The 25044-nt window shown below is 69.1% G+C and carries 22 protein-coding genes; 20 read left to right on the forward strand and 2 right to left on the reverse strand.

Going from position 1 to position 25044, the window contains the following annotated elements; translation table 11 throughout:
* Window positions 1–101: 101 nt before the first annotated feature.
* From ACZ601_RS37310 to ACZ601_RS37335, 6 genes are all read left to right on the forward strand, one after another.
* Window positions 102–821, forward strand: coding sequence for an XRE family transcriptional regulator (locus ACZ601_RS37310; RefSeq protein ID WP_469546248.1), 720 nt, complete (start codon window positions 102–104; stop codon window positions 819–821).
* Between the two features lie 13 nt (window positions 822–834).
* Window positions 835–2037, forward strand: coding sequence for a M20 family metallopeptidase (locus tag ACZ601_RS37315; RefSeq protein WP_469546250.1), 1203 nt, complete (start codon window positions 835–837; stop codon window positions 2035–2037).
* A gap of 171 nt (window positions 2038–2208) precedes the next feature.
* Window positions 2209–2340, forward strand: a complete 132-nt coding sequence (locus ACZ601_RS37320) for an albusnodin family lasso peptide (protein ID WP_469546252.1) — start codon at window positions 2209–2211, stop codon at window positions 2338–2340.
* A gap of 87 nt (window positions 2341–2427) precedes the next feature.
* Complete coding sequence (locus tag ACZ601_RS37325) at window positions 2428–4251, forward strand: albusnodin/ikarugamycin family macrolactam cyclase (RefSeq protein WP_469546254.1); 1824 nt, start codon at window positions 2428–2430, stop codon at window positions 4249–4251.
* On the forward strand, window positions 4244–4975 hold the full coding sequence (locus ACZ601_RS37330; protein WP_469546256.1) for a lasso peptide biosynthesis B2 protein: 732 nt from the start codon (window positions 4244–4246) through the stop codon (window positions 4973–4975). The genes ACZ601_RS37325 and ACZ601_RS37330 overlap by 8 nt, the downstream gene beginning before the upstream one ends.
* 4 nt (window positions 4976–4979) lie before the next feature.
* The gene (locus ACZ601_RS37335) at window positions 4980–5537 is read left to right on the forward strand and encodes a GNAT family N-acetyltransferase (RefSeq protein WP_469546336.1); all 558 of its coding nucleotides are present in this window, start codon (window positions 4980–4982) and stop codon (window positions 5535–5537) included.
* Window positions 5538–5674: 137 nt separating this feature from the next.
* Here ACZ601_RS37335 and ACZ601_RS37340 read toward each other — a convergent pair whose 3' ends face one another.
* The gene (locus ACZ601_RS37340) at window positions 5675–6907 is read right to left on the reverse strand and encodes an MFS transporter (protein ID WP_469546259.1); all 1233 of its coding nucleotides are present in this window, start codon (window positions 6905–6907) and stop codon (window positions 5675–5677) included.
* Window positions 6908–7136: 229 nt separating this feature from the next.
* Window positions 7137–7985 carry a C40 family peptidase gene (locus ACZ601_RS37345; protein WP_469546261.1) on the reverse strand — a complete coding sequence of 283 codons (849 nt, stop codon included), beginning with the start codon at window positions 7983–7985 and terminating at the stop codon, window positions 7137–7139.
* An 842-nt stretch (window positions 7986–8827) separates the two neighbouring features.
* On the opposite strand from ACZ601_RS37345, the gene ACZ601_RS37350 reads away from it, so the two are divergent.
* The 14 genes from ACZ601_RS37350 to nuoN are packed head-to-tail and all read left to right on the forward strand — an operon-like array spanning window position 8828 to window position 24941.
* A complete protein-coding gene (locus tag ACZ601_RS37350; RefSeq protein WP_024491741.1) occupies window positions 8828–9187 on the forward strand; it encodes an NADH-quinone oxidoreductase subunit A in 360 nt (119 codons plus the stop codon).
* A 17-nt stretch (window positions 9188–9204) separates the two neighbouring features.
* The gene (locus ACZ601_RS37355) at window positions 9205–9759 is read left to right on the forward strand and encodes a NuoB/complex I 20 kDa subunit family protein (RefSeq protein WP_024491742.1); all 555 of its coding nucleotides are present in this window, start codon (window positions 9205–9207) and stop codon (window positions 9757–9759) included.
* Window positions 9756–10469 carry an NADH-quinone oxidoreductase subunit C gene (locus ACZ601_RS37360; protein WP_469546263.1) on the forward strand — a complete coding sequence of 238 codons (714 nt, stop codon included), beginning with the start codon at window positions 9756–9758 and terminating at the stop codon, window positions 10467–10469. The genes ACZ601_RS37355 and ACZ601_RS37360 overlap by 4 nt, the downstream gene beginning before the upstream one ends.
* Window positions 10469–11791: an NADH-quinone oxidoreductase subunit D gene (locus ACZ601_RS37365; RefSeq protein ID WP_469546265.1), complete on the forward strand. Its 1323-nt coding sequence runs from the start codon at window positions 10469–10471 to the stop codon at window positions 11789–11791. Before ACZ601_RS37360 ends, ACZ601_RS37365 begins: the two co-directional genes overlap by 1 nt.
* A 29-nt stretch (window positions 11792–11820) precedes the next feature.
* Window positions 11821–12651: an NADH-quinone oxidoreductase subunit NuoE gene (nuoE, locus tag ACZ601_RS37370; RefSeq protein ID WP_469546338.1), complete on the forward strand. Its 831-nt coding sequence runs from the start codon at window positions 11821–11823 to the stop codon at window positions 12649–12651.
* Complete coding sequence (gene nuoF / locus ACZ601_RS37375) at window positions 12648–14024, forward strand: NADH-quinone oxidoreductase subunit NuoF (protein ID WP_440575279.1); 1377 nt, start codon at window positions 12648–12650, stop codon at window positions 14022–14024. Before nuoE ends, nuoF begins: the two co-directional genes overlap by 4 nt.
* Window positions 14021–16528 carry an NADH-quinone oxidoreductase subunit G gene (locus ACZ601_RS37380; RefSeq protein ID WP_469546268.1) on the forward strand — a complete coding sequence of 836 codons (2508 nt, stop codon included), beginning with the start codon at window positions 14021–14023 and terminating at the stop codon, window positions 16526–16528. The genes nuoF and ACZ601_RS37380 overlap by 4 nt, the downstream gene beginning before the upstream one ends.
* Complete coding sequence (nuoH, locus tag ACZ601_RS37385) at window positions 16525–17928, forward strand: NADH-quinone oxidoreductase subunit NuoH (RefSeq protein ID WP_440575277.1); 1404 nt, start codon at window positions 16525–16527, stop codon at window positions 17926–17928. The genes ACZ601_RS37380 and nuoH overlap by 4 nt, the downstream gene beginning before the upstream one ends.
* Window positions 17921–18643, forward strand: coding sequence for an NADH-quinone oxidoreductase subunit NuoI (nuoI, locus tag ACZ601_RS37390; protein ID WP_469546270.1), 723 nt, complete (start codon window positions 17921–17923; stop codon window positions 18641–18643). Before nuoH ends, nuoI begins: the two co-directional genes overlap by 8 nt.
* Window positions 18640–19473, forward strand: a complete 834-nt coding sequence (locus ACZ601_RS37395; protein WP_469546272.1) for an NADH-quinone oxidoreductase subunit J — start codon at window positions 18640–18642, stop codon at window positions 19471–19473. The genes nuoI and ACZ601_RS37395 overlap by 4 nt, the downstream gene beginning before the upstream one ends.
* Window positions 19470–19769, forward strand: coding sequence for an NADH-quinone oxidoreductase subunit NuoK (nuoK, locus tag ACZ601_RS37400; protein WP_024493678.1), 300 nt, complete (start codon window positions 19470–19472; stop codon window positions 19767–19769). Before ACZ601_RS37395 ends, nuoK begins: the two co-directional genes overlap by 4 nt.
* Window positions 19770–19784: 15 nt before the next feature.
* A complete protein-coding gene (nuoL, locus tag ACZ601_RS37405) occupies window positions 19785–21680 on the forward strand; it encodes an NADH-quinone oxidoreductase subunit L (RefSeq protein WP_469546275.1) in 1896 nt (631 codons plus the stop codon).
* Window positions 21681–21684: 4 nt separating this feature from the next.
* Window positions 21685–23280, forward strand: coding sequence for an NADH-quinone oxidoreductase subunit M (locus tag ACZ601_RS37410; RefSeq protein WP_469546278.1), 1596 nt, complete (start codon window positions 21685–21687; stop codon window positions 23278–23280).
* Window positions 23277–24941, forward strand: coding sequence for an NADH-quinone oxidoreductase subunit NuoN (gene nuoN / locus ACZ601_RS37415; RefSeq protein WP_469546280.1), 1665 nt, complete (start codon window positions 23277–23279; stop codon window positions 24939–24941). The genes ACZ601_RS37410 and nuoN overlap by 4 nt, the downstream gene beginning before the upstream one ends.
* The last annotated feature ends 103 nt before the right edge of the window (window positions 24942–25044 follow it).

Below are 25044 nucleotides of genomic sequence, written 5' to 3' on the forward strand. Positions count from 1 at the left end.
GGCAGGGGCAACCCGCGATGGCGTGGGGTGGGGCTATGACGAGTGGGACAGCGGGAGCGAGGTCGGCGCTGCGGCGTGCTCGCTTAGCTCGCAATCTGACGTTGGAAGAGGCTGCGGAGCAGCTCAATGCGGTCACAGGTGGTGCAACCGATGCGAGTCTGCTCAGTGCCTGGGAGTCGGGCCGAAGGCGCACCGGGATCAAGAACCGTGCGGGATTGTGCGAGTTGTACGGCCAGCCGTCGGGGGTTCTCTTCACTCACCAGGACGGGCTCGGCAGCATCAGTGTTCTGGAGGCGTCGGGTACCGATGTCGTTGTCCGGGTGCTGACCAGGTACACCGATCTCATCGCGGCCATGGTCGACGTGGTGGCTGGAGCGCGGGAGAGGCTCGTGGTGACGGGCAGCCGCAGCCGGGAGGGGGTCTATTTGGCGGCTATCGAGAGGGCGGTGGCCGAGCAGGCCGATCTGGTGCATTACCGGGTGCTCTACGGTCCGCCGCATCATCGGGCTCTTTCCGAGCACTTGGTGCGGTTGTTGGAGCTGCGTGATCCGTTGGAGCGCCGTAACGGAGTCAAGACGCTGCATATCGGGCTGGTGGAGCCGCTGTCGGCGATGGAACGCTTTTTCGTGGCCTCCGAGAGCGAGGCCGTAGTGCCGCTGCCGAGCTTCCATGGTGCTGAAGGCTTCGACTGTGGGGTCCTGCTGGGCCGCGAGGCGGCGGTGGGGTTGGTCCAGCATGGTCGAGAGGCCTGTGCGTCCGCCCGGCTGGTGGAGACGGTGGAGGCTGTGCGAGCACTGCCTTTGCGGCAGGCCGAATGCTGAGGCGAGGAGAAGCATGAGGAACAACTTGGGCGCCGAAGCTGCTGAACAGGCTTCTTCGGTAGTCGACTTGGCCCAGGAGTTGATCCGGCGGCCGAGCCGTGGCGGCATCGACGATTACGCTCCCGTCCTGGCCGTTCTGGAGTCCTGGCTAACGGGGCGTTCACTGCCGCATCGGCGCTTGTACGACGATCAGGGGCAGCTCGTCGGACTGCTCGTGGAGATCGCCGGTGGCCGGCCCGGCCGGTGGTGGGCCCTGGACGCATGCGTCGACACTGCGCCGTTCGGAGACGAGAGCGCGTGGTCGTTCCCGCCCACGATCGGTGACGTATCCGGTCAGTGGTTGAGGGGCAGAGGGGCGGCCGACTCGAAGCTGGCTGCCTCCGTGTTCTGTCACATCGCAGCCGACCTGCATCGCAATGCCAGCAGGCTGAAGGGGGGCCTGGCGGTGCTGCTCGATGTCGATGAGCACACCGGTGGCTTCGGCGGTGCTCGCGCATACCTGGCCGACCCCAGTGCTGAGCGCCCGGCCGGGGTGATGATCGGCTATCCCGGCTTGGACGAGGTCGTCGTCGGCGGGCGCGGGCTATGGCGGGCCGTGATCGCAGTGCACGCCCCCGCCGGGCACTCCGGGTCCAGACGCACGGTGGTCAGCGCGATCTCCCGTGCCGCCCGCCTGGTTCAGCTGCTGGAGGAGGCCGACCTGCCGGCCACCCCGGGCGACGGGTCGGGATTTCCGTTGTCGGCCAAGCTGAGCGTGACCGCTATCCGGGGCGGTGAGGGCTTTTCCGTCACCGCGGATCGGTGTGAGCTGAACGTGGACGTGCGTACGACTCCCGGGTTTGATGCCGAGGCCGCTGAGACACTGGTCCGCAAGGCCGCAGCCGGACTTGATGCCGAGTTCCCCGAGCCGACGCCCACAGCGGTAACGCCGATGGCATGCTGGCCTGCCTTTCAGCTGCAGCCCGACGAGCAGCCCGTTGCCGCGTTGATGGCTGCGGCGAACGCCATGGGACTGCCGGTGCGGGCGAAGGTCGCAGGCCCCTCGAACATTGGCAACCTGCTGGCCGGACATGGTGACGGAATTCCGGCCACCGCCGGTTTCGGCGTGCCCTACGAGGGCCTGCATGGCATCGACGAACGAGCCAGCCTTGCCGAACTGCCCCAGGTGTACGCGGTCTACCGCCAAGCCATCCTCGATCTCCTGGCTGCCCCCTGAGCTGCCTGAATACCAGCAGAGTCCCAGTCCGGTCCCACCCTTGAGTTCTACGAAGTCCCCAACTGCAGATCTGTCGGACCGTGCAGGCGGGCGGTGTCATAGAAGTAGTCCAGCAGCCGCCCAGGCGTCAGTGCCCAGGTGGCAGAGACACCTGCCGAGAAGGGGAATCCGATGGACGAACTGTCCAGCACCGACCAGGCCACAACCGAGGAACCGCTGCTCGTGGAGATCGGCGACGCCGCGACCCTGACCGAGGGACAGGGCCAGGGCAGCAGCGAGGACAAGCGTCGCGCCTACAACTGATGAGCCGCGCGGGGGCGGTGAGCCCGGTCGCGGGTGCCGCCGCCCCCTGTTCCCGTCCTCGTCTGCCCACTTCGCACGGAGGATGCCGTGATCTTCGGAGGATTCAGCACACCGATTGGCACCGGCCCGCGGCCGACCGGGTCCCAGCCCGTATCCGCCGACGTGAGGACCTGGTGCGTACAGGGTCTCGGTGTCTCCGCCCGCGTGGTCAGAGCCAGGACAGGGCGCCGACGCATCATCGTCCTCGGCCTTTGCGGCGCCTCGCGCGCTGACCTGGACGACCTCCTCGACCATCCCCTGCCTGACGATGTGGCCTGGCGCTGGCCCGGGGCCTACGCGGTCGTCGAAGAACGTGAGGACGCCATCCTGATCCACACTGACCCGGCCTCCGCGTATCCCGTTTACGCCATGCGTTTTCGCGAGGGCTGGGCGTGGTGTACCTCAAGCCGCCTCCTCGCAGCATTGCAAGGAGCAGGTGTCGACCCGGGGCGGCTGGTGTCCTCGATCCTGCTGCCCTCCGTGCCCGCCCTGGCCGGGGATCACACCTTCTTCAGCGGCGTGAAGCAGTTGCCGCCGGGCAGCCGGATCGTACTGCCCCCTGATATGCGGCCGTTCGGTTGCACCATGACCTGGCATCCAGCTCCGGTGTCCGGTCTGCCCGCACCGCGTCGACTGCGTGAGGTCCTGGCTGCAGCCGTGTCGCTGCGGGTAACCGCTGACCCGGCTCTGTCCTGCGATCTGTCCGGCGGGCTCGACTCCACCTCGATCGCCGTCCTGGCGGCGCAGGCCCTGCCGGTCGGCAAGCAGCTTCCCGCTGTCACTGTCCATCCGGACGGCGACCTTGAGGGTGCCGATCTGCGCTATGCGCGTCTGACTGCCGTGGCCAACGAGAACCGTATGGTTCACCTTCAACTACCGCTGGGGACCGAGCATCTTCCCTACACCGCGATCACCACGGTGCCGGCCACCGACGAGCCGGTGCCGTCCACTCTGACCAGGGCCCGGCTCATCGGCCAGATGCGGTGGATGCGTACGCATCTGGGCACGCGTACGCACCTGACCGGTGACGGCGGCGACAGCGTCCTGTTCCAGCCGCCACTCCACCTTGCCGACCTGATCCGCCACCGCCGCTGGCGGCAGGCGGCCGGCGAGGCCCTCGGCTGGGCGCGGCTGAGGCACGGCACTCCGCTCTCGCTGCTGCGTGATGCCCACCGGGCGGCCCGTCTCCCCCGGCATGAAGCCCTGCGGCAGCTGGCCCGGGATGTTGGAGCACCTGACCGGCACGACCAAGGTCGAGTGTGCTGGTTCCCGCTTGTGCCGTTTCCCTCCTGGGCCACCTCCGCCGCACGACATCTCCTGGCCGACGCAGCCGACGAGGCGGCCCGAGCAGAGGACCTGCTGCCGGGACTGGACGGCTCCATCCGTGCCCTGGCGGACGAGGTCCGTGAGATTGCTCGTAGTGCTACAGCTGACGCTGCCCTGGCCGCATCCTGCGGCGTCGGTCTGCATAACCCCTTCCTCGACCCGCAGGTGGTGACAGCGATGCTGACGGTGCCGCTGGAACAGCGTCCCGCCATCTATTCCTACAAGCCGGTACTTCGCGCCGCGATGACGGACCTGCTTCCCGACACTGTTGCGGCACGCGACACCAAGGGCAGCTTCGAAGCCGACCACTTCACCGGGATGCGCGCCAACCTCCTTGACCTCCTGGACCTGGCGGACGGCCACCTCGCCGAGCTAGGTCTCATCGACCCAGGCCGCTTCCGCACCAGACTCCGAGAGGCTGCCGCCGGCATCCCGGCACCGCTGGCATCGATCGAGCAGGCCCTGTCTGCCGAGGCATGGCTCCGCGCACACCACCGGACCCCCCTCTCCGCCTGGGGCCGCTCCGCCAAGGCGCACCATGGCTGACATCCCGCTGTTCGCCGCAGCCCGAAGCACGGTCCGGTCCGTCGACTTCGGGCACGTCATGGTCCTCATCGACTACTGCGACGGACAGGTTCGGTGCCTGCTGCCCTCCGCAGCAGCCCACTGGGTAGACGCCGCGCGGACCGGGCGGCTCGACACGATGCCCGTGGCCCTGTCCCGTGCCTTGATCACCGGCGGGCTGCTGACTCCCGCAACGGTCCCCGTGCCCTGGAGGAAGGTGGTTGCGGCCAGTACGCCCGGAGCGAGCTGGGGCGGCATCGAGCACCAGGCCGGTCTGCAGCGCCCGCAGCGCACCTCGCTGCCCGCGAAACTTGCCGCAGGTGCTGCCCTGGCTCTCGTGTTCGCGGTCAAGCATGCCGGAGCAGCCGGCAAGGCCATGCTCCGTATCGTCCGGCTCGTCGCCGTCGTGGCGTCAACCTCTCGCCGCCCCGCCACACCCTCGGCAGCTCTCGCCGCAGTCAACGCAGTCCGGGCAGCGGCATGGTGGTCACCGGGGCGAACGGCCTGCCTGGAGGAGTCCGCTGCCGTCGTTGTGCTGCTGGCGGCACGCCGACTCCATGTCACCTGGTGCCACGGCGTCGCCGCTGACCCGGTCCGGCTGCACGCCTGGGTGCAGACTGTCGACGAACGCCCCGTTGCCGAACCGTCGTCCACCCGGGCATACACACCCGTCCTCACCCTCGGAGCCCGCCATCAGCGCCCCTGAGCCGATCCTGTGGATCACCACCGAGACCTGCGCCCTCGGCCCCTACCGGCCTGACCTCTTGGAGACCTACTGGCGCTGGGAACAGGACCCCGGGCTCCTGGTCGGCTACGGGCGCCAGAGCCCCCAGTCCCTGCAAGCGCGAACCGAGGGCATGGCGGCCCAGCTCAGCGGCAGCAACATCCGCTTCACGGTCTACGACACCGCCGAGGAGACCCCTGTCCCGGTCGGCGTCACCACCCTGCTGCCCGACGACTCCGTGCGTACCGCCGAGTACCTCGTCATGCTCGGCCCCGAGGCGCGCGGCCGTGGCCTGGGCACCCAGGCCACCAGACTGACCCTCGACTACGCCTTTCACATCACCAACCTGCGCATGGTCTGGCTCAAAGTCCTCGCCCCCAACGCCGCCGGCATCCATGCCTACGAACGAGCCGGATTCCAGCGCGCCGGCACCCTGAGACAGGCCGGGTACTGGCTCGGTGAAGTGTGCGACGAGGTACTCATGGACGCACTCGCCACCGGCTTCACCGGCCCATCAGCGGTCAAGAACCTGCTACGCGGATAGGCCGAGGTCGGCGCCTTCCGGCGGTGGTGTTGCGTCGCCGCCCATGTGTGCGAGTAGCAGCGGTGGGAGGCGAGGCCGCCGGTGTTGCCCTTCCGAATATGTGGCCATGACGGCCCGGTCGCCGTCGCCATCCGTGGTCATTGAGCCCGTGCACGGAAGCGGCGGCCCGCGTCCGTGCCGGGGAGTTCGTCCTGCGGGGCCGCCGCCGTTACGGCTACCACCACCCCCGCCACCCCCGCCCCGCACCACATGACCGTCCCGAGTGAGGTGTGGTCGACGACCGCGCCGCCCGTCAGCGCGCCGGCGGCGAGGGTTGCCTGGAAGGACGCGGTGAACAGGACCGTGGCGGCCTCGGGTGCCTGGGGGGCCGCGCGGGCGAACCAGGTCTGGGAGCAGACCGGGACCGCGCCGTAGCCGAGTCCCCAGACGACGAGCAGCGCGAGGGCGCCCGCGTCGGTGCGGCCCAGGACGGGGAGCAGGGCGGTCGCGGCGGCGATCGTCGCGGCGGCCGCGCCGAAGGCGAGGCGGGGCGCGCGGGTGACCAGTGCGCCTCCGATGAAGTTGCCGGCCACCCCGGCGGCGCCGTAGATCAGCAAGTACCCGGTGATCCGGGCCGGATCGGTGCCGGTGACCTGGTGGAGAAAGGGGGTTACGTAGGTGTACGTGGCGAAATGCGCCATGACGATGAGGAACGTCATCAGCAGCGCGTACCGGGTGCCCGTGGTGCGCAGCAGGGCGCGGAGCACCGAGGGGCGGGTGATCTCGGCCGGGGGCAGGGCGGGGAGCGTCAGGAGCAGCAGGGCCAGTGCGCCGGTGCTCAGCAGCCCCAGCGCGGCGAACGCGGTGCGCCAGCCCGCCAGATCGCCGACGAGTGTGCCGGCGGGGACGCCGAGGACCGAACCGAGGGGGACGGCCGCGAAGACGACCGCCGTCGCCCGTCCGGCCGACGCGGGGCCGACCAGGCGGCCTGCCAGCCCGACGCCGATCGACCAGAAGCCGCCGATGGTGATGCCGACGAGCACCCGGGCGACCAGCACCAGCCAGTAGGCCGTCGCGGCGGCGGTGAGGAAGTTGGCCACCGCGAGCAGCAGGACCAGGGCGCAGAGCATCAGCCTGCGGTCGACGCGGGCCGTCGCGAGGGTCACCGTCGGGGCGGCGACGGCGGCGAGGAGGCCGGGCATCGTCATCATCAGGCCCGCCGTGCCGTCCGCGACGCCGAACTCGGCCCCGATCGGGGTGAGGAGGCCGATCGGCAGGATCTCGGTGGTGACGATGGCGAAGAGGGCCAGCGTCATCGCGGACACGGCCCACCGGCCGCGTAAGGGCGTGCGGGGCGGGGTGTCGGTGGTGGCGGTGGCTGTGCCGGGCATGGTGGGCCGTCCTGTGCTCGCGGGCTGGGCTGTTCGCTCCAGTTCACAAGCGCGTGCGGCCGGTGTCCGGCAGGTTCCCGACGTCAGCGTCGCCCAGCGGCGGTGACGTCGGGTTCCCGCCGGAGACGGCCCCCGGAAACGCCGAACGGCCGTGCTCCCGAGCGGGGGAGCGACGGCCATTCGAGGTGCGCCGAGGCGCTTGTGAATCCGTGAACTCAGGTGATCCGAATCAGAGGACGCGGACCGCGCCCGTCGGCATGTCGTAGTCCAGCGGGCGCTGCACCACGCCGGTCGAGGAGTTCTGCGCGCCGACGAACTGGCCGCCGCCCACGTAGACCCCGACGTGGTACGCGCTGCCCGCGCCGCCCCAGTACAGGATGTCGCCCGGCTGGAGGTTGCCGAGCCCGACCTGGGTGCCCGCGGTCGACTGGCTCTGCGAGACGCGCGGCAGGTCGACGCCCACCGTGCGGAACGCGGCCTGGACGAGGCCGGAGCAGTCCCAGGAGTTGGGGCCGGTGCCGCCGGACACGTACGCGTCGCCCACCTGCATCTGCACGAACGAGACGACCGAGGCCGCGGAGCCCGATGCGGAGGAGGAGGCCGGTGCGGAGGCGGTCGACACCGAGGAGCCGGAAGAGGAGGAGCCCGAGGGGGCGCTGAGCGTCGTGCGCTCGGTGGAGCGGGAGGCGCGCTCGGCGGCCTCCGCCTTGGCCTCTGCCTCTGCCTTCGCGGCGGCCTCGGCCTTCTTCTTGGCCTCTGCCTTGCGGACGGCCTCTGCCTTGGCCTTCTTGGCGGCCTTGGCAGCGGTAGCGGCTGCCGCGTCCTCGCTGGCCTGCGTCTCCAGGTCGAGGGCGACCTGCTGCGTGGCCTCCGCGGACGCCGCGACGGTGGTGGAGAGGCCGGCCGTGATGGTGGGCATCTCGATGGTCTGGGTCACCGGCTCGGCCTGGGCCGGACCGGCAGCGCCTGCGACCGCGATGGTGCTGAGGACGCCACCGGCAACTCCGGCCCGCAGCGCCGTCTTCGAGGCGCTCTGGCGGGGCTTCCGGTGGCTGGGTATGAGAGCGGTGTGGGACATGGGTACTAGCGCTATCAGGGCCCCAGGGGTCCCATCAAGAAACGTGTGTTGCGACACAGTTACGTCCGGAATCTGTGAATCCGCTTTCCGGCGGCCTTTATTGACGCCCTAACGGGCAAATCGGGCAGACGTGATCACGGCTGTGATCACGGGTTTTCGGCAATACGCCCGAATTGCCCGTCACTTACCATCCGTTCACACCGTTGGCCAAGCCCGCTTGTGTGGCGGCGATGGTTGAGTGACGCAGGTCACAGCATGGTCTCGGCGTGATGGGCATACGAGCGCCTCGCGCGAGAGGTGTGGAGCGGGTGCTGAACTGGGCGTGCGCGATGACCCATTCGCCCGAAAGTGGCCGGTAGTGGATTGATGTCCGGATGCTTGCGTTTCGTTCATCGCGTCATCTCGGGGCGACCCCCGGCCCTCTCCCCGGCGGCCCTCTGGCCGCCCTCCGGCGACCTCGGTGGCCCGCCCCCGTACCCAGAGTGGGGCAGATCCCTATATCACCGCATCGCGTCCATCGCCAATTTTGCTGTAGCCACCATCTCTTGATAGGGCAACACCTCTTTGACCAGCCATGACGGCACCGGATGTCACGTCTCGTGATCACTCGGCCGCTTCGTGTATGAAGATCACCGCTCATCCGACTTCATGATCGTTCGTCAGGTGGTGGAGATCACAAAGGCGTTGTCGTACCCCGTGTCGCAGATCACAGGACGGCGGGCATAGGATGCGGGGCAGTCGGGCTTGTGAACTGCCTCACATGTGCACGATCTTGGTGAGGTGGCGAGCCAGATCGCCCGATGCGGTCCAACGGTCAAGGACGACTGGAAGGAGCGAGGAGCGTGAATGCCTACGCGCCCATCCTCGTGCTCGGCGCCCTCGGGGCGGGGTTTGCGATCTTCTCCGTGGTCAGCGCCACGCTTATCGGCCCCAAGCGCTACAACCGGGCGAAGCAGGAAGCGTACGAGTGCGGTATCGAACCCACCCCCACTCCAGCCGGAGGCGGCCGTTTCCCGATCAAGTACTACCTGACGGCGATGCTCTTCATCGTCTTCGACATCGAGATCGTCTTCCTCTATCCCTGGGCGGTCACCTTCGACGCCCTGGGGATCTTCGGGCTCGTCGAGATGCTGCTCTTCGTGCTCACCGTCTTCGTCGCCTACGCGTATGTGTGGCGTCGGGGCGGCCTGGAATGGGACTGAGGGGCTGAGGGGCACTTATGGGACTCGAAGAGAAGCTGCCCAGCGGCTTCGTGCTGACCACTGTCGAGCAGGCCGCCGGCTGGGTACGGAAGTCCTCCGTCTTCCCGGCCACCTTCGGCCTCGCCTGCTGCGCCATCGAGATGATGACGACCGGGGCAGGTCGCTACGACCTGGCCCGGTTCGGGATGGAGGTCTTCCGCGGATCGCCGCGGCAGGCGGACCTGATGATCGTGGCGGGACGGGTCAGCCAGAAGATGGCGCCCGTCCTGCGGCAGGTCTACGACCAGATGCCGAACCCCAAGTGGGTCATCTCCATGGGGGTTTGCGCGTCATCGGGCGGGATGTTCAATAATTACGCCATTGTTCAGGGTGTTGATCATATTGTGCCGGTTGATATCTATTTGCCGGGTTGCCCGCCGCGTCCCGAGATGCTGATCGACGCGATCCTCAAGCTCCACCAGAAGATCCAGGGCTCCAAGCTCGGGGTCAACGCGGAGGAGGCCGCCCGCGAGGCGGAGGAAGCGGCGCTCAACGCACTGCCCCTGATCGAGATGAAGGGGCTGCTTCGATGAGCGAGCAGGAGCCCGGCGCCAACGGCGTCCCCTCCCCGCGCGACGAGACCGGCGAGGTCATCGGCGTACGCAAGGGCATGTTCGGCGCCAACAACGGCGGCGACACCTCCGGCTACGGCGGGCTCGTCCGTACCGTCACGCTGCCGGGCGCCACCTCGCGCCCGTACGGCGGCTGGTTCGACGAGGTGGCCGACGAGCTCGAAGGGGCCCTGGAGGAACAGGGTCTCCTCCCGGACAACGCCATCGAGAAGACCGTCGTGGACCGCGACGAGCTCACCTTCCACATCGCCCGCGAGCACCTGCCCACCGTCGCGAAGACCCTGCGCGACGACCCGGCACTGCGCTTCGAGCTCTGTACGGGGGTGAGCGGCGTCCACTTCCTCGGTGACAAGGGGCGCGAGCTGCACGCCGTCTACCACCTGCGCTCGCTCACCCACGGCCGGCTCATCCGGCTGGAGGTGTCCGCGCCGGACAGCGATCCGCACATCCCGTCGCTCGTCGCGGTCTACCCGACCAACGACTGGCACGAGCGCGAGACGTACGACTTCTTCGGGCTCGTCTTCGACGGGCATCCCGCCCTCACCCGGATCATGATGCCGGACGACTGGCAGGGCTTCCCGCAGCGCAAGGACTACCCGCTCGGCGGCATCGCCGTCGAGTACAAGGGCGCCCAGATCCCGGCTCCGGACCAGCGGAGGTCGTACTCCTGATGACCACTCCCCACGCAACGCCCAGGGCCACGACCGAGGGGACTGTATATACAGTCACCGGCGGCGACTGGGACGAGGTCGTCGAATCGGCGGCCAAGTCCGACGACGAGCGCATCATCGTCAACATGGGCCCCCAGCACCCGTCCACGCACGGGGTGCTCCGGCTGATCCTGGAGATCGACGGCGAGACCGTCACCGAGGCCCGCTGCGGCATCGGCTACCTCCACACCGGCATCGAGAAGAACCTCGAATTCCGGAACTGGACGCAGGGCACCACCTTCGTCACGCGCATGGACTACCTCACGCCGTTCTTCAACGAGACGGCGTACTGCCTGGGGGTGGAGAAGCTCCTCGGCATCGAGGACCAGATCCCCGACCGGGCGACCGTCCTGCGCGTGCTGCTGATGGAGCTCAACCGGCTCTCCTCGCACCTGGTGTGCATCGCCACCGGCGGCATGGAGCTCGGCGCCACGACGATCATGATCTACGGCTTCCGCGATCGTGAACTCGTTCTCGACCTCTTCGAGCTGATCACCGGACTCCGGATGAACCACGCGTTCGTCCGGCCCGGCGGGCTCGCCCAGGACCTGCCGCCGGGCACGGTCGACCACCTGCGCGAATTCGTGAAGACCATGAAGAAGAACCTGCCGGAGTACGACAAGCTCGCCACCGGCAACCCCATCTTCAAGGCCCGCATGCAGGACGTCGGCTACCTCGACCTGACCGGCTGCATGGCGCTCGGCGCCACCGGTCCCGTCCTGCGCTCCGCCGGACTCCCGCACGACCTGCGCAAGACCGATCCCTACTGCGGGTACGAGGACTACGAGTTCGACGTCCCCACGGCCGACAGCTGCGACTCCTACGGCCGCTTCCTCGTCCGTCTTGAGGAGATGCGGCAGTCGCTGCGGATCATCGAGCAGTGCATCGACCGGCTGGAGCCGGGACCGGTCATGGTCGCCGACAAGAAGATCGCCTGGCCCGCGCAGCTCGCGCTCGGACCGGACGGACTCGGCAACTCGCTCGACCACATCAGGAAGATCATGGGCACCTCCATGGAGGCCCTGATCCACCACTTCAAGCTGGTGACCGAGGGATTCCGGGTCCCCGCCGGGCAGGCGTACACCGCCGTCGAATCGCCCAAGGGCGAACTCGGCGTGCACGTCGTCTCCGACGGTGGCACCCGCCCCTACCGGGTCCACTTCCGCGACCCGTCCTTCACCAACCTCCAGGCCATGGCGGCGATGTGCGAGGGCGGCCAGGTCGCTGACGTCATCGTCGCCGTCGCGTCCATCGACCCCGTGATGGGAGGCGTCGACCGGTGACCGAAGCACGCAGCGAAGTCAGTCTGGGGATGCCGCAGCTCCCCGCCCCCGCCTACCCGGCCGAGGTGCGCGCCAGGCTCGAAGCGGACGCGAAGGAGGTGATCGCCCGCTACCCCGGCAGCCGCTCCGCGCTGCTCCCGCTGCTGCACCTGGTGCAGTCGGAGGAGGGGTTCGTCTCCCGTACGGGCATGGCGTTCTGCGCCGAGCAGCTCGGCCTCACCACCGCAGAGGTCACCGCGGTCGCCACCTTCTACTCGATGTACCGGCGCAGGCCCAGCGGCGACTACCAGGTCGGCGTCTGCACCAACACGCTCTGCGCGGTGATGGGCGGCGACGCGATCTTCGACCGGCTCAAGGAGCACCTCGGCGTCGGCAACGACGAGACGACGGAGGACGGCAAGGTCACCCTCGAACACATCGAGTGCAACGCGGCCTGCGACTTCGCGCCCGTCGTGATGGTGAACTGGGAGTTCTTCGACAACCAGACGCCCGAGAGCGCGACGCGGCTCGTCGACGACCTGATCGCCGGACGCACCGTCGAGCCGACCCGCGGCGCCCCGCTGTGCTCGTACAAGGACACCGCCCGGATACTGGCCGGTTTCCCCGACGAGCGCCCCGGCGCGGTCGAGGCGACCGGCGGCGCCGGACCCGCCTCGCTGATCGGTTTGAAGCTGGCCAAGGGTGAGGCCACGCCGCAGCCCCGCGTGGTCAGCCCGCGCGGCGAAGCCCCGCGTGACGCGGCCCCGCGCGACGAACCGCAGAAGGGTGCCGAACACCTCAGCTCCCACGACGCACCACAAGAGACCTCGGCATCCGACCCGGACCACCCGGCCGGTCCCGCAGCCGAGGAGGGGGAGTGATGACGTTGGCCGCCGAAATCGACAAGAACGGGACCAGCCCCGAGAAGCTTCTGGCACCGGTCCTGTCCGCCTTCTGGGACGAGCCCGAGTCCTGGACCCTGGAGACCTACCGCCGCCACGAGGGGTACGAGGGACTGCGCAAGGCCCTCGCCATGCCCCCGGACGACCTCATCGCCTACGTCAAGGACTCCGGTCTGCGCGGCCGGGGCGGCGCGGGCTTCCCCACCGGGATGAAGTGGCAGTTCATCCCGCAGGGCGACGGCAAACCGCACTACCTGGTGGTCAACGCCGACGAGTCGGAGCCGGGGACCTGCAAGGACATCCCGCTCCTCTTCGCCAACCCGCACAGCCTCATCGAAGGCATCGTGATCGCCTGCTACGCGATCCGCTCCTCGCACGCCTTCATCTACCTGCGCGGCGAGGTCGTCCCCGTACTGCGGCGGCTGCACGAGGCCGTGCGCGAGGCGTACGAGGCGGGCTATCTCGGCAAGGACATCCTGGGCTCCGGTCTCGATCTGGAACTCACCGTGCACGCGGGTGCCGGCGCCTACATCTGCGGTGAGGAGACGGCGCTGCTCGACTCCCTCGAAGGACGGCGCGGCCAGCCCCGGCTGCGGCCGCCCTTCCCCGCGGTCGCCGGTCTGTACGCCTGCCCCACTGTGGTGAACAACGTCGAGTCCATCGCCTCGGTTCCCGCGATCCTGAACAAGGGCAAGGACTGGTTCAAGTCGATGGGCAGCGAGAAGTCCCCGGGCTTCACGCTCTACTCGCTCAGCGGACACGTCGCGGGACCCGGCCAGTACGAGGCCCCGCTCGGCGTCACCCTGCGCCAGCTCCTCGACATCAGCGGCGGCATGCGCCCCGGCCACCGGCTCAAGTTCTGGACCCCGGGCGGCTCCTCCACCCCGATGTTCACCGAAGAACACCTCGACGTGCCCCTCGACTACGAGGGCGTCGGCGCCGCCGGTTCCATGCTCGGCACCAAGGCGCTCCAGTGCTTCGACGAGACGACCTGCGTGGTGCGGGCCGTCACCCGGTGGACCGAGTTCTACGCCCACGAGTCCTGCGGCAAGTGCACGCCCTGTCGCGAAGGCACCTACTGGCTCGTCCAGTTGCTCCGCGACATCGAGGCCGGCAAGGGGCAGATGTCCGACCTGGACAAGCTGAACGACATCGCCGACAACATCAACGGCAAGTCGTTCTGCGCCCTCGGTGACGGCGCCGCCTCACCGATCTTCTCCTCGCTCAAGTACTTCCGCGAGGAGTACGAGCAGCACATCACGGGCCAGGGCTGCCCCTTCGATCCCGCCAAGTCGACCGTCTGGGCCGACGACAAAGACGACAAGAACGCTCACCGGGGGGTGAACGCATGACAGTCACCACGAGTGCGCCCTCCGGGGGCGGCGAGGCGGCTCTCCCGCCCGAGGACCTCGTCACGCTGACCATCGACGGCATCGAGATCAGCGTGCCCAAGGGCACCCTGGTCATCCGGGCCGCCGAACTCCTCGGCATCGAGATCCCGCGCTTCTGCGACCACCCGCTCCTCGACCCGGCCGGCGCCTGCCGCCAGTGCATCGTCGAGGTCGAGGGCCAGCGCAAGCCGATGGCGTCCTGCACCATCACCTGCACCGACGGCATGGTCGTCAAGTCGCAGATCACCTCGCCCGTCGCGGAGAAGGCCCAGAAGGGGGTGATGGAGCTCCTGCTCATCAACCACCCGCTGGACTGCCCGGTCTGCGACAAGGGCGGCGAGTGCCCCCTGCAGAACCAGGCGATGTCGCACGGCGGCGCCGACTCCCGCTTCGACGGGAAGAAGCGCACCTTCGAGAAGCCCGTCCCGATCTCCGCCCAGGTGCTGCTGGACCGTGAGCGGTGCGTGCTCTGCGCGCGCTGCACCCGGTTCTCCAACCAGGTGGCGGGCGACCCGATGATCGAGCTGATCGAGCGCGGCGCACTCCAGCAGGTCGGCACCGGCGAGGGCGACCCGTTCGAGTCCTACTTCTCCGGCAACACCATCCAGATCTGCCCGGTCGGGGCGCTGACCTCGGCGGCGTACCGGTTCCGCTCCCGCCCCTTCGACCTGGTGTCCTCGCCCTCGGTGTGCGAGCACTGTGCCGGCGGCTGCGCGACGCGGACCGACCACCGGCGCGGCAAGGTCATGCGGCGGCTCGCCTCCAACGACCCGGAGGTCAACGAGGAGTGGCTCTGCGACAAGGGCCGCTTCGGCTTCCGCTACGCCCAGCAGCGCGACCGGCTCACCACCCCGCTGGTACGGGGCGAGTCCGGTGAGCTGGAGCCGGCGAGCTGGCCGGAGGCGCTGGAAGCGGCGGCCGCCGGGCTCGCCGCCGCCCGCGGCAGGGCCGGGGTCCTCACGGGCGGCCGGCTGACCGTCGAGGACGCCTACGCGTACAGCAAGTTCGCCCGGATCGCCCTGGACACCAACGACATCGACTTCCGGGCCCGGGTGCACAGCAGCGAGGAGGGCGACTTCCTGGCCGCCCGCGTCGCCGGGCGCGGCCGCGACCTGGACGGCGTCGGGGTCACGTACACCTCGCTGGAGAAGGCCCCGGCCGTGCTGCTGGTCGGCTTCGAGTCGGAGGAGGAGGCGCCCGGCGTCTTCCTGCGGCTGCGCAAGGCCAGCCGCAAGAGCGGTCAGCGGACCTTCGGGATCGCCTCGCACGCCACCCGAGGGCTCACCAAGGCGGGCGGCACCCTGCTGCCGGCCGCCCCCGGTACCGAGACGGAGTGGCTGGACGCGATCGCGGGCGGCGTCGGCCTGGACGGTGACGGAGCCGCCGCGGCCGAGGCGCTGCGCGGCGAAGGCGCCCTGATCGTGGTGGGGGAGCGGCTGGCCGGAGTACCGGGCGGGCTGAGCGCCGCGGTACGGGCCGCCACCGCCACCGGCGCCACCCTGGTGTGGATTCCGCGCCGGGCCGGCGAGCGCGGCGCGGTGGAGGCGGGCGCGCTCCCGTCGCTGCTGCCCGGCGGCCGCCCGGCCACAGACCCGAGGGCCAGGGACGAGGTGGCGGCCCTGTGGCGCGTCGCCGAACTCCCGTCCCGGTTCGGCCGCGACACCGGCCAGATCATCGAGGCCGCGGCCTCCGGTGAACTGGGCGCGTTGCTCGTCGCCGGGGTCGAGACCGCGGACCTGCCCGATCCCGCCGTGGCCCTGGAGGCCCTGGACCGGGTCGGCTTCCTGGTCTCGCTGGAGCTGCGCCCCAGCGAGGTCACGGACCGCGCCGACGTGGTGTTCCCGGTGGCCGCGGTCGCGGAGAAGTCCGGCACCTTCCTCAACTGGGAGGGCAGGGCGCGGATGTTCGAGGCCGCGCTCAAGCCGGAGCAGATGACCCGGACCCTCGCGCCGGGCGACGCCCGGGTGCTGCACATGCTGGCCGACGCCATGGACGTCCACTTCGCGCTGCCGGACCTCAAGTCGGTCCGCCGCGAGCTGGACCGGCTCGGCGGGTGGCAGGGCGCGCACGCGGACGACCCGCGTGCGGCGTCCCAGCCGCTGCCCAGGCCCGGCGACGGCGAGGCGGTCCTCGCGGGCCACCGGATGCTGCTCGACCTGGGCCGGCTCCAGGAGGGTGACACGGCGCTGGCCGGGACGCGGCACGCCGCCGTCGCCCGGCTCTCCGCCGTCACCGCCGCCGAGACCGGCGTCAAGGACGGCGACCTGCTGGCCGTCAGCGGACCGGCCGGGAGCGTCGAACTCCCGCTCCAGGTCACCGACATGCCGGACCGGGTGGTCTGGGTGCCGCTGAACTCCACCGGACGGGGCGTGCCGGCCACCACCGGCGCCCAGCCCGGCGGTCTGGTGCGGATCGGTCCCGCCGCACCGGGTACTCCCGACGAGACACCGGAGGTGCGAGCGTGACTGCCCTCGCTCAACTGGCCGCGGCCCCGCACGGCGCGGTGCTCGCCGCCGAGGACCTGTCGATGTTCGGCACCGACCCCTGGTGGCTCGTCGTCGTCAAGGCGGTCTTCTGCTTCGCGTTCCTGATGGTGACCGTGCTCTTCTCCATCGTGTGGGAGCGCAAGGTCGTCGCCTGGATGCAGCTGCGCATCGGTCCCAACCGGCACGGCCCCTGGGGCATGCTCCAGTCGCTGGCCGACGGCATCAAGCTGATGCTCAAGGAGGACCTGGTCGTCAAGCGGGCGGACAAGGTCGTCTACATCCTCGCCCCGATCGTCGCCGCCGTACCGGCGTTCATGGCGATCGCGGTGATCCCGTTCGGCCCGTCCGGCAACGAGGTCTCGATCTTCGGCCACCGTACGGCGATGCAGCTCACCGACCTGCCGATCGCGATGCTCTACGTCCTCGCGGTCGCCTCGGTCGGGATCTACGGCATCGTGCTGGCGGGCTGGTCCTCCGGATCGACGTACCCACTGCTCGGCGGTCTGCGCTCGTGCGCGCAGATGATCAGCTACGAGATCGCGATGGGCGCCGCGTTCGCCTCGGTGTTCCTCTACTCCGGGTCGATGTCGACCTCGAAGATCGTGGAGGCGCAGCAGGACCGCTGGTTCATCCTGCTGCTGCCGGTCTCGTTCATCATCTACATCATCACGATGGTCGGTGAGACCAACCGCGCCCCGTTCGACATGCCCGAGTCAGAGGGCGACCTGGTCGGCGGCTTCAACACCGAGTACTCGTCCATCAAGTTCGCGATGTTCATGCTCGCCGAGTACGTCAACATGGTCACCGTCTCCGCGGTCTCCATCACCCTGTTCCTGGGCGGCTGGCGGGCCCCGTGGCCGATCAGCACCTTCTGGGAGGGCGCGAACCACGGCTGGTGGCCGATGCTCTGGTTCGTCCTCAAGGTCCAGCTGCTGCTGTTCTTCTTCATCTGGCTGCGCGGCACGCTGCCCCGCGTCCGCTACGACCAGCTGATGAAGCTGGGCTGGAAGGTCCTGATCCCGGTCTCCGTGGTCTGGCTGATGCTGGTCGCCACGGTGCGGGCGCTGCGCAACGAGGGCTACGACTACTCGAAGATCCTGCTCTACGTGGCCGGGGCCGTGATCGCGATCCTGCTGATCTCCTTCGTCGTCGACATGTTCCGCGACAAGAAGGGCCGGGCCGCCGAGGCGGAACGGGAACCGGAGCCCGCGTTCGACCCAATGGCGGGCGGATTCCCGGTGCCGCCACTGCCCGGACAGAGCCTGCCGCCGGTGCCGAGGCGAGTGCCGCGCCGTGAGCGCGAGCTCGTTGTCAGTGGCGGGGTGGATACTCAGAGTGACGGAAATCCGAGTGACGGAAAGGAGGCCGACCATGTCTGAACTGCCTGAGTCGCGGGGGTCCGAGAGGCCCCCGAAGGCCGCCGGGCCGACGGGGTCGAGCGTGGCTTCCGGGGGTTCGGGGGCCGGCGGGTCCGCCCAGTCCCCGCAGTCCTCGGAGGACAAGTTCCAGAATCCGGTGGCCGGCTTCGGCGTGACCTTCAAGGCCATGTTCAAGAAGCGGCTGACCGAGCAGTATCCGGAGACGCCGAAGGTGACGGCGCCGCGCTTCCACGGCCGGCACCAGCTCAACCGCCATCCGGACGGCCTGGAGAAGTGCATCGGCTGCGAGCTGTGCGCCTGGGCCTGTCCGGCGGACGCGATCTACGTAGAGGGCGCGGACAACACCGAGGAGGAGCGCTACTCCCCGGGGGAGCGCTACGGCCGCGTCTACCAGATCAACTACGCGCGCTGCATCCTGTGCGGACTGTGCATCGAGGCCTGCCCGACCCGGGCGCTGACGATGACCAACGAGTTCGAGCTCGCCAACACCACCCGCGAGAGCCTCATCTACACCAAGGACGAGCTGCTCGCGGGCCTGGAGGAAGGCATGGTCGACAGCCCGCACGCGATCTTCCCCGGCACGGACGAACAGGACTACTACCGGGGCCTGGTGACCGAGGTCGCCCCCGGTACGGAGCGTCAGGTCGCCGTCTCCAAGGGCGAGAAGCCCGCAGAGGACGCGCACGAGAGCAACGGCTCGGAGGTGGACGCATGACCGGCCTGGCCGCAGCGGCCTCCCAGACGTCCACGGGCGAGGCCGTCCAGTTCTGGGTGCTCGGCACCGTCGCCGTGATCGGCGCCTTGTCCACCGTCCTGATGAGGAGGGCCGTGCACAGTGCGCTCAGCCTCGCCGGAACCATGATCATCCTGGCGGTCTTCTACCTCGCCAACGGGGCGTACTTCCTGGGCATCGTCCAGGTCGTCGTCTACACCGGCGCGATCATGATGCTGTTCCTCTTCGTGGTCATGCTCGTCGGCGTCACGGCGGCGGACTCCCTCAAGGAGACCCTCAAGGGCCAGCGCTGGCTGGCCATCGGCTGCGGCCTCGGCTTCGGCGTCCTCCTGATCGCCGGCATCGGCAACGCCTCGCTGAACAGCTTCAACGGGCTCGGCACCGCCAACGCCGAGCACGGCGGAAACGTGGAGGGGCTCGCCAGCCTCATCTTCACCAAGTACGTCTTCGCCTTCGAGATCACCGGCGCCCTGCTGATCACCGCGACCGTCGGCGCGATGGTGCTCACGCACCGCGAGCGCACCGAACGGGCCAAGACCCAGCGGGAGATGTCCGAGGACCGCGTACGCGGCAGCCACCTGCCGCCGCTGCCCGCCCCCGGCGTCTACGCCCGGCACAACGCCGTGGACATCGCCGGTCTGCTCCCCGACGGCACCCCGTCCGAACTCACCGTGATGCAGACGCTGCGCAAGCGCGGCCAGATGCGCGATGTGTCCAACGAGTCGCTGGCCGAGCTCAAGGCGCTGGAGCAGCGCTCCGGCGAACGGCTCGGCCGGGACACCGCAGAAGAAGAGGAGGAGGTCGCCAAGTGAACCCGGTCAACTACCTCTATCTCGCCGCACTGCTGTTCACCATCGGCGCGTCCGGAGTGCTGATCAGGCGGAACGCGATCGTGGTGTTCATGTGCGTGGAGCTGATGCTCAACGCCTGCAACCTCGCGTTCGTCACCTTCTCCCGCATGCACGGCAACCTCGACGGCCAGATCATCGCCTTCTTCACGATGGTCGTCGCCGCCGCGGAGGTCGTCGTCGGGCTCGCGATCATCGTGTCGCTGTTCCGTTCCCGCCACTCGGCCTCGGTCGACGACGCCAGCCTGATGAAGCTGTAAGGGGAGCTAGGAACCGTGGAGAACCTGATTGCGCTGCTTGTCGCGGCGCCCCTGCTCGGAGCGGCGGTGCTGCTCTGCGGCGGCCGGCGCCTTGACCGCGTGGGCCACTATCTCGGCACCCTGCTCGCCGGCGCCTCCTTCGTCATCGGCGTGGTGCTCTTCCTCGACATGCTGGGGAAGGGTGCGGACGACCGGGCCCTGCACCAGAAGCTGTTCAGCTGGATTCCGGTCGAGGGCTTCCAGGCCGATGTGGCCTTCCAGCTCGACCAGCTGTCGATGACGTTCGTGCTGCTGATCACCGGTGTGGGCACGCTGATCCACATCTACTCGATCGGCTACATGGCGCACGACGAGCGCCGGCGCCGCTTCTTCGGCTATCTGAACCTCTTCCTCGCGGCGATGCTGATCCTGGTCATCGCCGACAACTACCTGCTGCTGTACGTCGGGTGGGAGGGCGTCGGTCTGGCGTCGTACCTGCTCATCGGCTTCTGGCAGCACAAGCCCAGCGCGGCCACCGCCGCGAAGAAGGCCTTCCTGGTCAACCGGGTCGGTGACATGGGCCTGTCGATCGCGATCATGCTGATGTTCACCACCTTCGGCACCTTCGCCTTCGGCCCCGTCCTGGAGGCGACCGGCGGCGCGACCGAGGGCAAGCTGACGGCGATCGGCCTGATGCTGCTCCTCGCCGCCTGCGGCAAGTCCGCCCAGGTGCCGCTGCAGTCCTGGCTGGGTGACGCGATGGAGGGCCCGACCCCGGTCTCGGCCCTGATCCACGCCGCCACCATGGTGACCGCGGGCGTCTACCTCATCGTCCGGTCCGGCGCGATCTTCAACGCCGCCCCGGACGCACAGCTGGTCGTCGTGGTCGTCGGCGCGGTCACCCTGATCTTCGGGGCGATCGTCGGTTGCGCGAAGGACGACATCAAGAAGGCCCTCGCCGGCTCGACGATGTCGCAGATCGGCTACATGATCCTGGCCGCCGGGCTCGGCCCGATCGGCTACGTCTTCGCGATCATGCACCTGGTGACGCACGGCTTCTTCAAGGCCGGGCTCTTCCTCGGCGCCGGTTCGGTCATGCACGGCATGAACGACGAGGTCGACATGAGGAAGTTCGGCGGACTGCGGAAGTACATGCCGGTCACCTTCGTCACCTTCGGCCTCGGCTACCTCGCGATCATCGGCTTCCCCGGACTGTCCGGCTTCTTCTCCAAGGACAAGATCATCGAAGCCGCCTTCGCCAAGGGCGGCACCGAGGGCTGGATCCTCGGCGCGGTCACCCTGCTGGGCGCCGCGATCACCGCGTTCTACATGACGCGCGTGATGCTGCTGACGTTCTTCGGCGAGAAGCGCTGGGTCCCCGACGCGGAGGGCCACGAGCCGCATCCGCACGAGTCCCCGAAGTCCATGACGATCCCCATGATCGTGCTGGCCTTCGGTTCGGTCTTCGCCGGTGGCTTCTTCTCCATCGGTGACCGCTTCCTGCACTGGCTGGAGCCGGTCACCGGTCACTCCCACGGAGACGCCCCGGTCAGCGCGACCACCGTCACCGCCGCCACCATGGTGGTGCTGGTCATCGGAGTCGGCATCGCCTGGCTGATGTACGGGCGCAAGCCCGTGCCTGCGGTCGCCCCGCGCGGCTCGCTGCTCACCCGGGCCGCCCGCCGCGATCTCCTCCAGGACGACTTCAACCACGTGGTCCTGGTCCGCGGCGGCGAGCACCTCACCCGCTCCCTGGTCTACGTGGACCACACCCTGGTCGACGGGGTCGTCAACGGCACGGCCGCCTCCATGGGCGGGCTCTCCGGCCGGCTGCGCAAACTGCAGAACGGCTACGCCCGCTCCTACGCGGTCTCGATGTTCGGCGGTACGGCGGTTCTCATCGCCGCGACCCTGCTGATGAGGGCGGTCTGATCACATGTCCTTTCCCCTCCTGACAGCGACGGCGGTGCTCCCGGCGATCGGCGCGATCGCCACCGCCGCCGTCCCGGCCGCACGGCGCACCGCCGCCAAATGGCTGGCACTGCTCTTCTCACTGGGCACCCTGGTGCTCGCGGGCATCGTGCTCGCCCGCTTCGAACCCGGCGGCAGCCGCTTCCAGCTCACCGAATCGCACGCCTGGATCAAGGACTTCGGCGTCCGGTACGAACTCGGGGTGGACGGCATCGGGGTGGCGCTCATGGCGCTCACCGCCCTGCTCATGCCCTTCATCATCCTGGCGGGCTGGCACGACGCCGATCCCCTGGAGAACCAGAGCCGACGCTGGCGGCCCACCCAGGGCTTCTTCGCCCTGATGCTGATGACCGAAGCGATGGTGATCCTCTCCTTCGAGGCCACCGACGTCTTCGTCTTCTACATCCTCTTCGAAGCCATGCTCATCCCGATGTACTTCCTCATCGGCGGCTTCGGTGACCGCGCCACCTCCTCCGCGGCAGCCGCCGCGGCCGGTGGCGGCGACGAGAACGCCTCTGCGCAACGCTCGTACGCGGCCGTGAAGTTCCTCCTCTACAACCTGGTCGGCGGCCTCATCATGCTGGCCGCGGTGATCGGGCTCTACACGGTCGCGGGGACGTTCTCGCTCTCCGAGATCGCGGAGGCCCGCGCCAACGGCACGTTCTCCATGGCGACCAGCACCGAGCGCTGGCTCTTCCTCGGGTTCTTCTTCGCCTTCGCGGTGAAGGCCCCGCTGTGGCCGCTGCACACCTGGCTGCCCAACGCCATGGGCGAGGCGACCTCCCCGGTCGCCGTGCTGCTCACCGCGGTCGTCGACAAGGTCGGCACCTTCGCGATGCTGCGCTTCTGCCTCCAGCTCTTCCCGGAGGCCAGCAAGTGGGCCACCCCGGTGATCCTGGTCCTGGCGCTGATCAGCATCGTGTACGGGGCGCTGCTCGCCGTCGGCCAGCGCGACATCAAGCGGCTGATCGCCTACGCGTCGATCTCGCACTTCGGCTTCATCGTCCTCGGCATCTTCGCGATGACGAGCCAGGGCCAGTCGGGCGCGACGCTCTACATGATCAACCACGGCATCTCGACGGCCGCGCTGATGCTGGTGGCGGGCTTCCTGATCACCCGGCGCGGCTCGCGGCTCATCTCCGACTACGGCGGAGTCCAGAAGGTGGCGCCGATCCTGGCCGGCACCTTCCTGATCGGCGGTCTGGCCACCCTGTCGCTGCCGGGGCTCGCCCCGTTCGTCAGTGAGTTCCTGGTCCTGGTCGGCGTGTTCTCCGCCTATCCGGTGGCCGGCATCATCGCCACCACCGGGATCGTGCTCGCCGCGATCTACGTCCTGGTGCTCTACCAGCGGACGATGACGGGACCGGTCAAGGCCGAGGTCCAGGGCATGGCGGACCTCAAGGTCCGTGAGCTGGTGGTGGTCCTCCCGCTGATCGCGCTGCTGATCTTCCTGGGCGTCTACCCGAAGCCGCTCACCGAGATCGTCAACCCCGCGGTGAAACACACCATGTCGGACGTACAGAAGAAGGACCCGCAGCCCGAGGTGGAGGCCGTCAAGTGAGCGCAACAGCTGTCCACAGCCTGTGGACGATGGCGGGCGGGGTGACATCGGCCGCGCCGGACGAGAAGTTCAAGGCACCGGTCATCGAGTACACCCAGCTGACCCCGGTCCTGATCGTGATCGGAGTCGCCGTACTGGGCGTGCTCGTCGAGGCCTTCGTGCCGCGCCGGGCCCGCTACCACACGCAGATCTTCCTGACCGTCGTCGCGCTGGTCGCCGCGTTCGCCGCGGTGATCGGCCTGGCGGCCGACGGGTACGGCACGACGAAGGCGCACATCGCCGCGATGGGGGCGGTCGCCATCGACGGGCCCGCCCTGTTCCTCCAGGGCACCATCCTGCTGACGTCGCTGGTCGCCGTGTTCACCTTCGCGGAGCGGCGGCTCGACCCCGCCTCGCACGGGAACAGGGTCGACTCCTTCGCCGCGCAGGCGGCCTCCGTGCCCGGCAGCGACAGCGAGAAGGCCGCGGTCAAGGCCGGCTTCACCACCACAGAGGTCTTCCCGCTGATCCTCTTCTCGGTCGCGGGCATGCTGGTCTTCCCGGCGGCCAACGATCTGCTGACGCTCTTCGTGGCCCTGGAAGTCTTCTCGCTCCCGCTCTACCTCCTGTGCGCCGTCGCCCGCCGCAAGCGGCTGATGTCACAGGAGGCCGCGGTGAAGTACTTCCTGCTCGGCGCCTTCTCCTCGGCGTTCCTGCTCTTCGGGATCGCCCTGCTCTACGGGTACGCGGGCTCCGTCTCGTACGCCAAGATCGCCTCGGTCGTGGACGGCTCCATCCAGAAGATCGACCCGGCGCTCGCGGACACCATGGGCAACGACGCGCTGCTGCTCATCGGCGGCGCGATGATCCTGACCGGGCTGCTCTTCAAGGTCGGCGCCGTCCCGTTCCACATGTGGACCCCGGACGTCTACCAGGGCGCGCCGACCCCGGTCACCGGCTTCATGGCCGCGGCCACGAAGATCGCCGCGTTCGGCGCGCTGCTGCGCCTGCTGTACGTGGTGCTGCCGGGCCTCACCTGGGACCTGCGCCCGGTCATGTGGGGCGTCGCGATCGTCACGATGCTGGGCGGTGCGATCGTCGCCATCACCCAGACCGACATCAAGCGGCTGCTGGCCTACTCTTCGATCGCGCACGCCGGATTCATCCTGGCCGGTGTCATCGCGGCCACGCCCGAGGGCGTCTCCTCTGTCCTCTTCTACCTGGTCACGTACTCCTTCGTGACGGTCGGCGCCTTCGCCGTCGTCACCCTGGTGCGCGACGCGGGCGGCGAGGCGACGCACCTGTCGAAGTGGGCCGGGCTCGGCCGCCGCTCCCCGCTGGTCGCCGCGGTCTTCGCGGTGTTCCTGCTGGCCTTCGCCGGTATCCCGCTCACCTCGGGCTTCTCCGGGAAGTTCGCGGTGTTCAAGGCCGCGGCCGACGGCGGTGCGGGCGGACTGGTCGTCGTCGGTGTGATCTCCTCGGCGATCGCCGCGTTCTTCTACATCCGGGTCATCGTGCTGATGTTCTTCAGCGAGCCGAAGGCGGACGGCCCCACGGTCGCCGTCCCGTCCCCGCTGACGATGACCACGATCGCGGTCGGTGTCGCGGTCACGCTGGTGCTGGGCCTGGCCCCGCAGTACTTCCTGGACCTGGCGAGCCAGGCGGGAGTCTTCGTGCGGTAGGGCGGTAGAGCGAGGTGTACCGCCGCCGGTACAGCGCCGGACGGGCTTGGAAGTCAAGCCCGTCCGGCGCTGTCGTATGCGGCGCCTATCGTGGCAGGAGAGC

It is taken from the genome of Streptomyces sp. NPDC104307 (assembly GCF_055584045.1).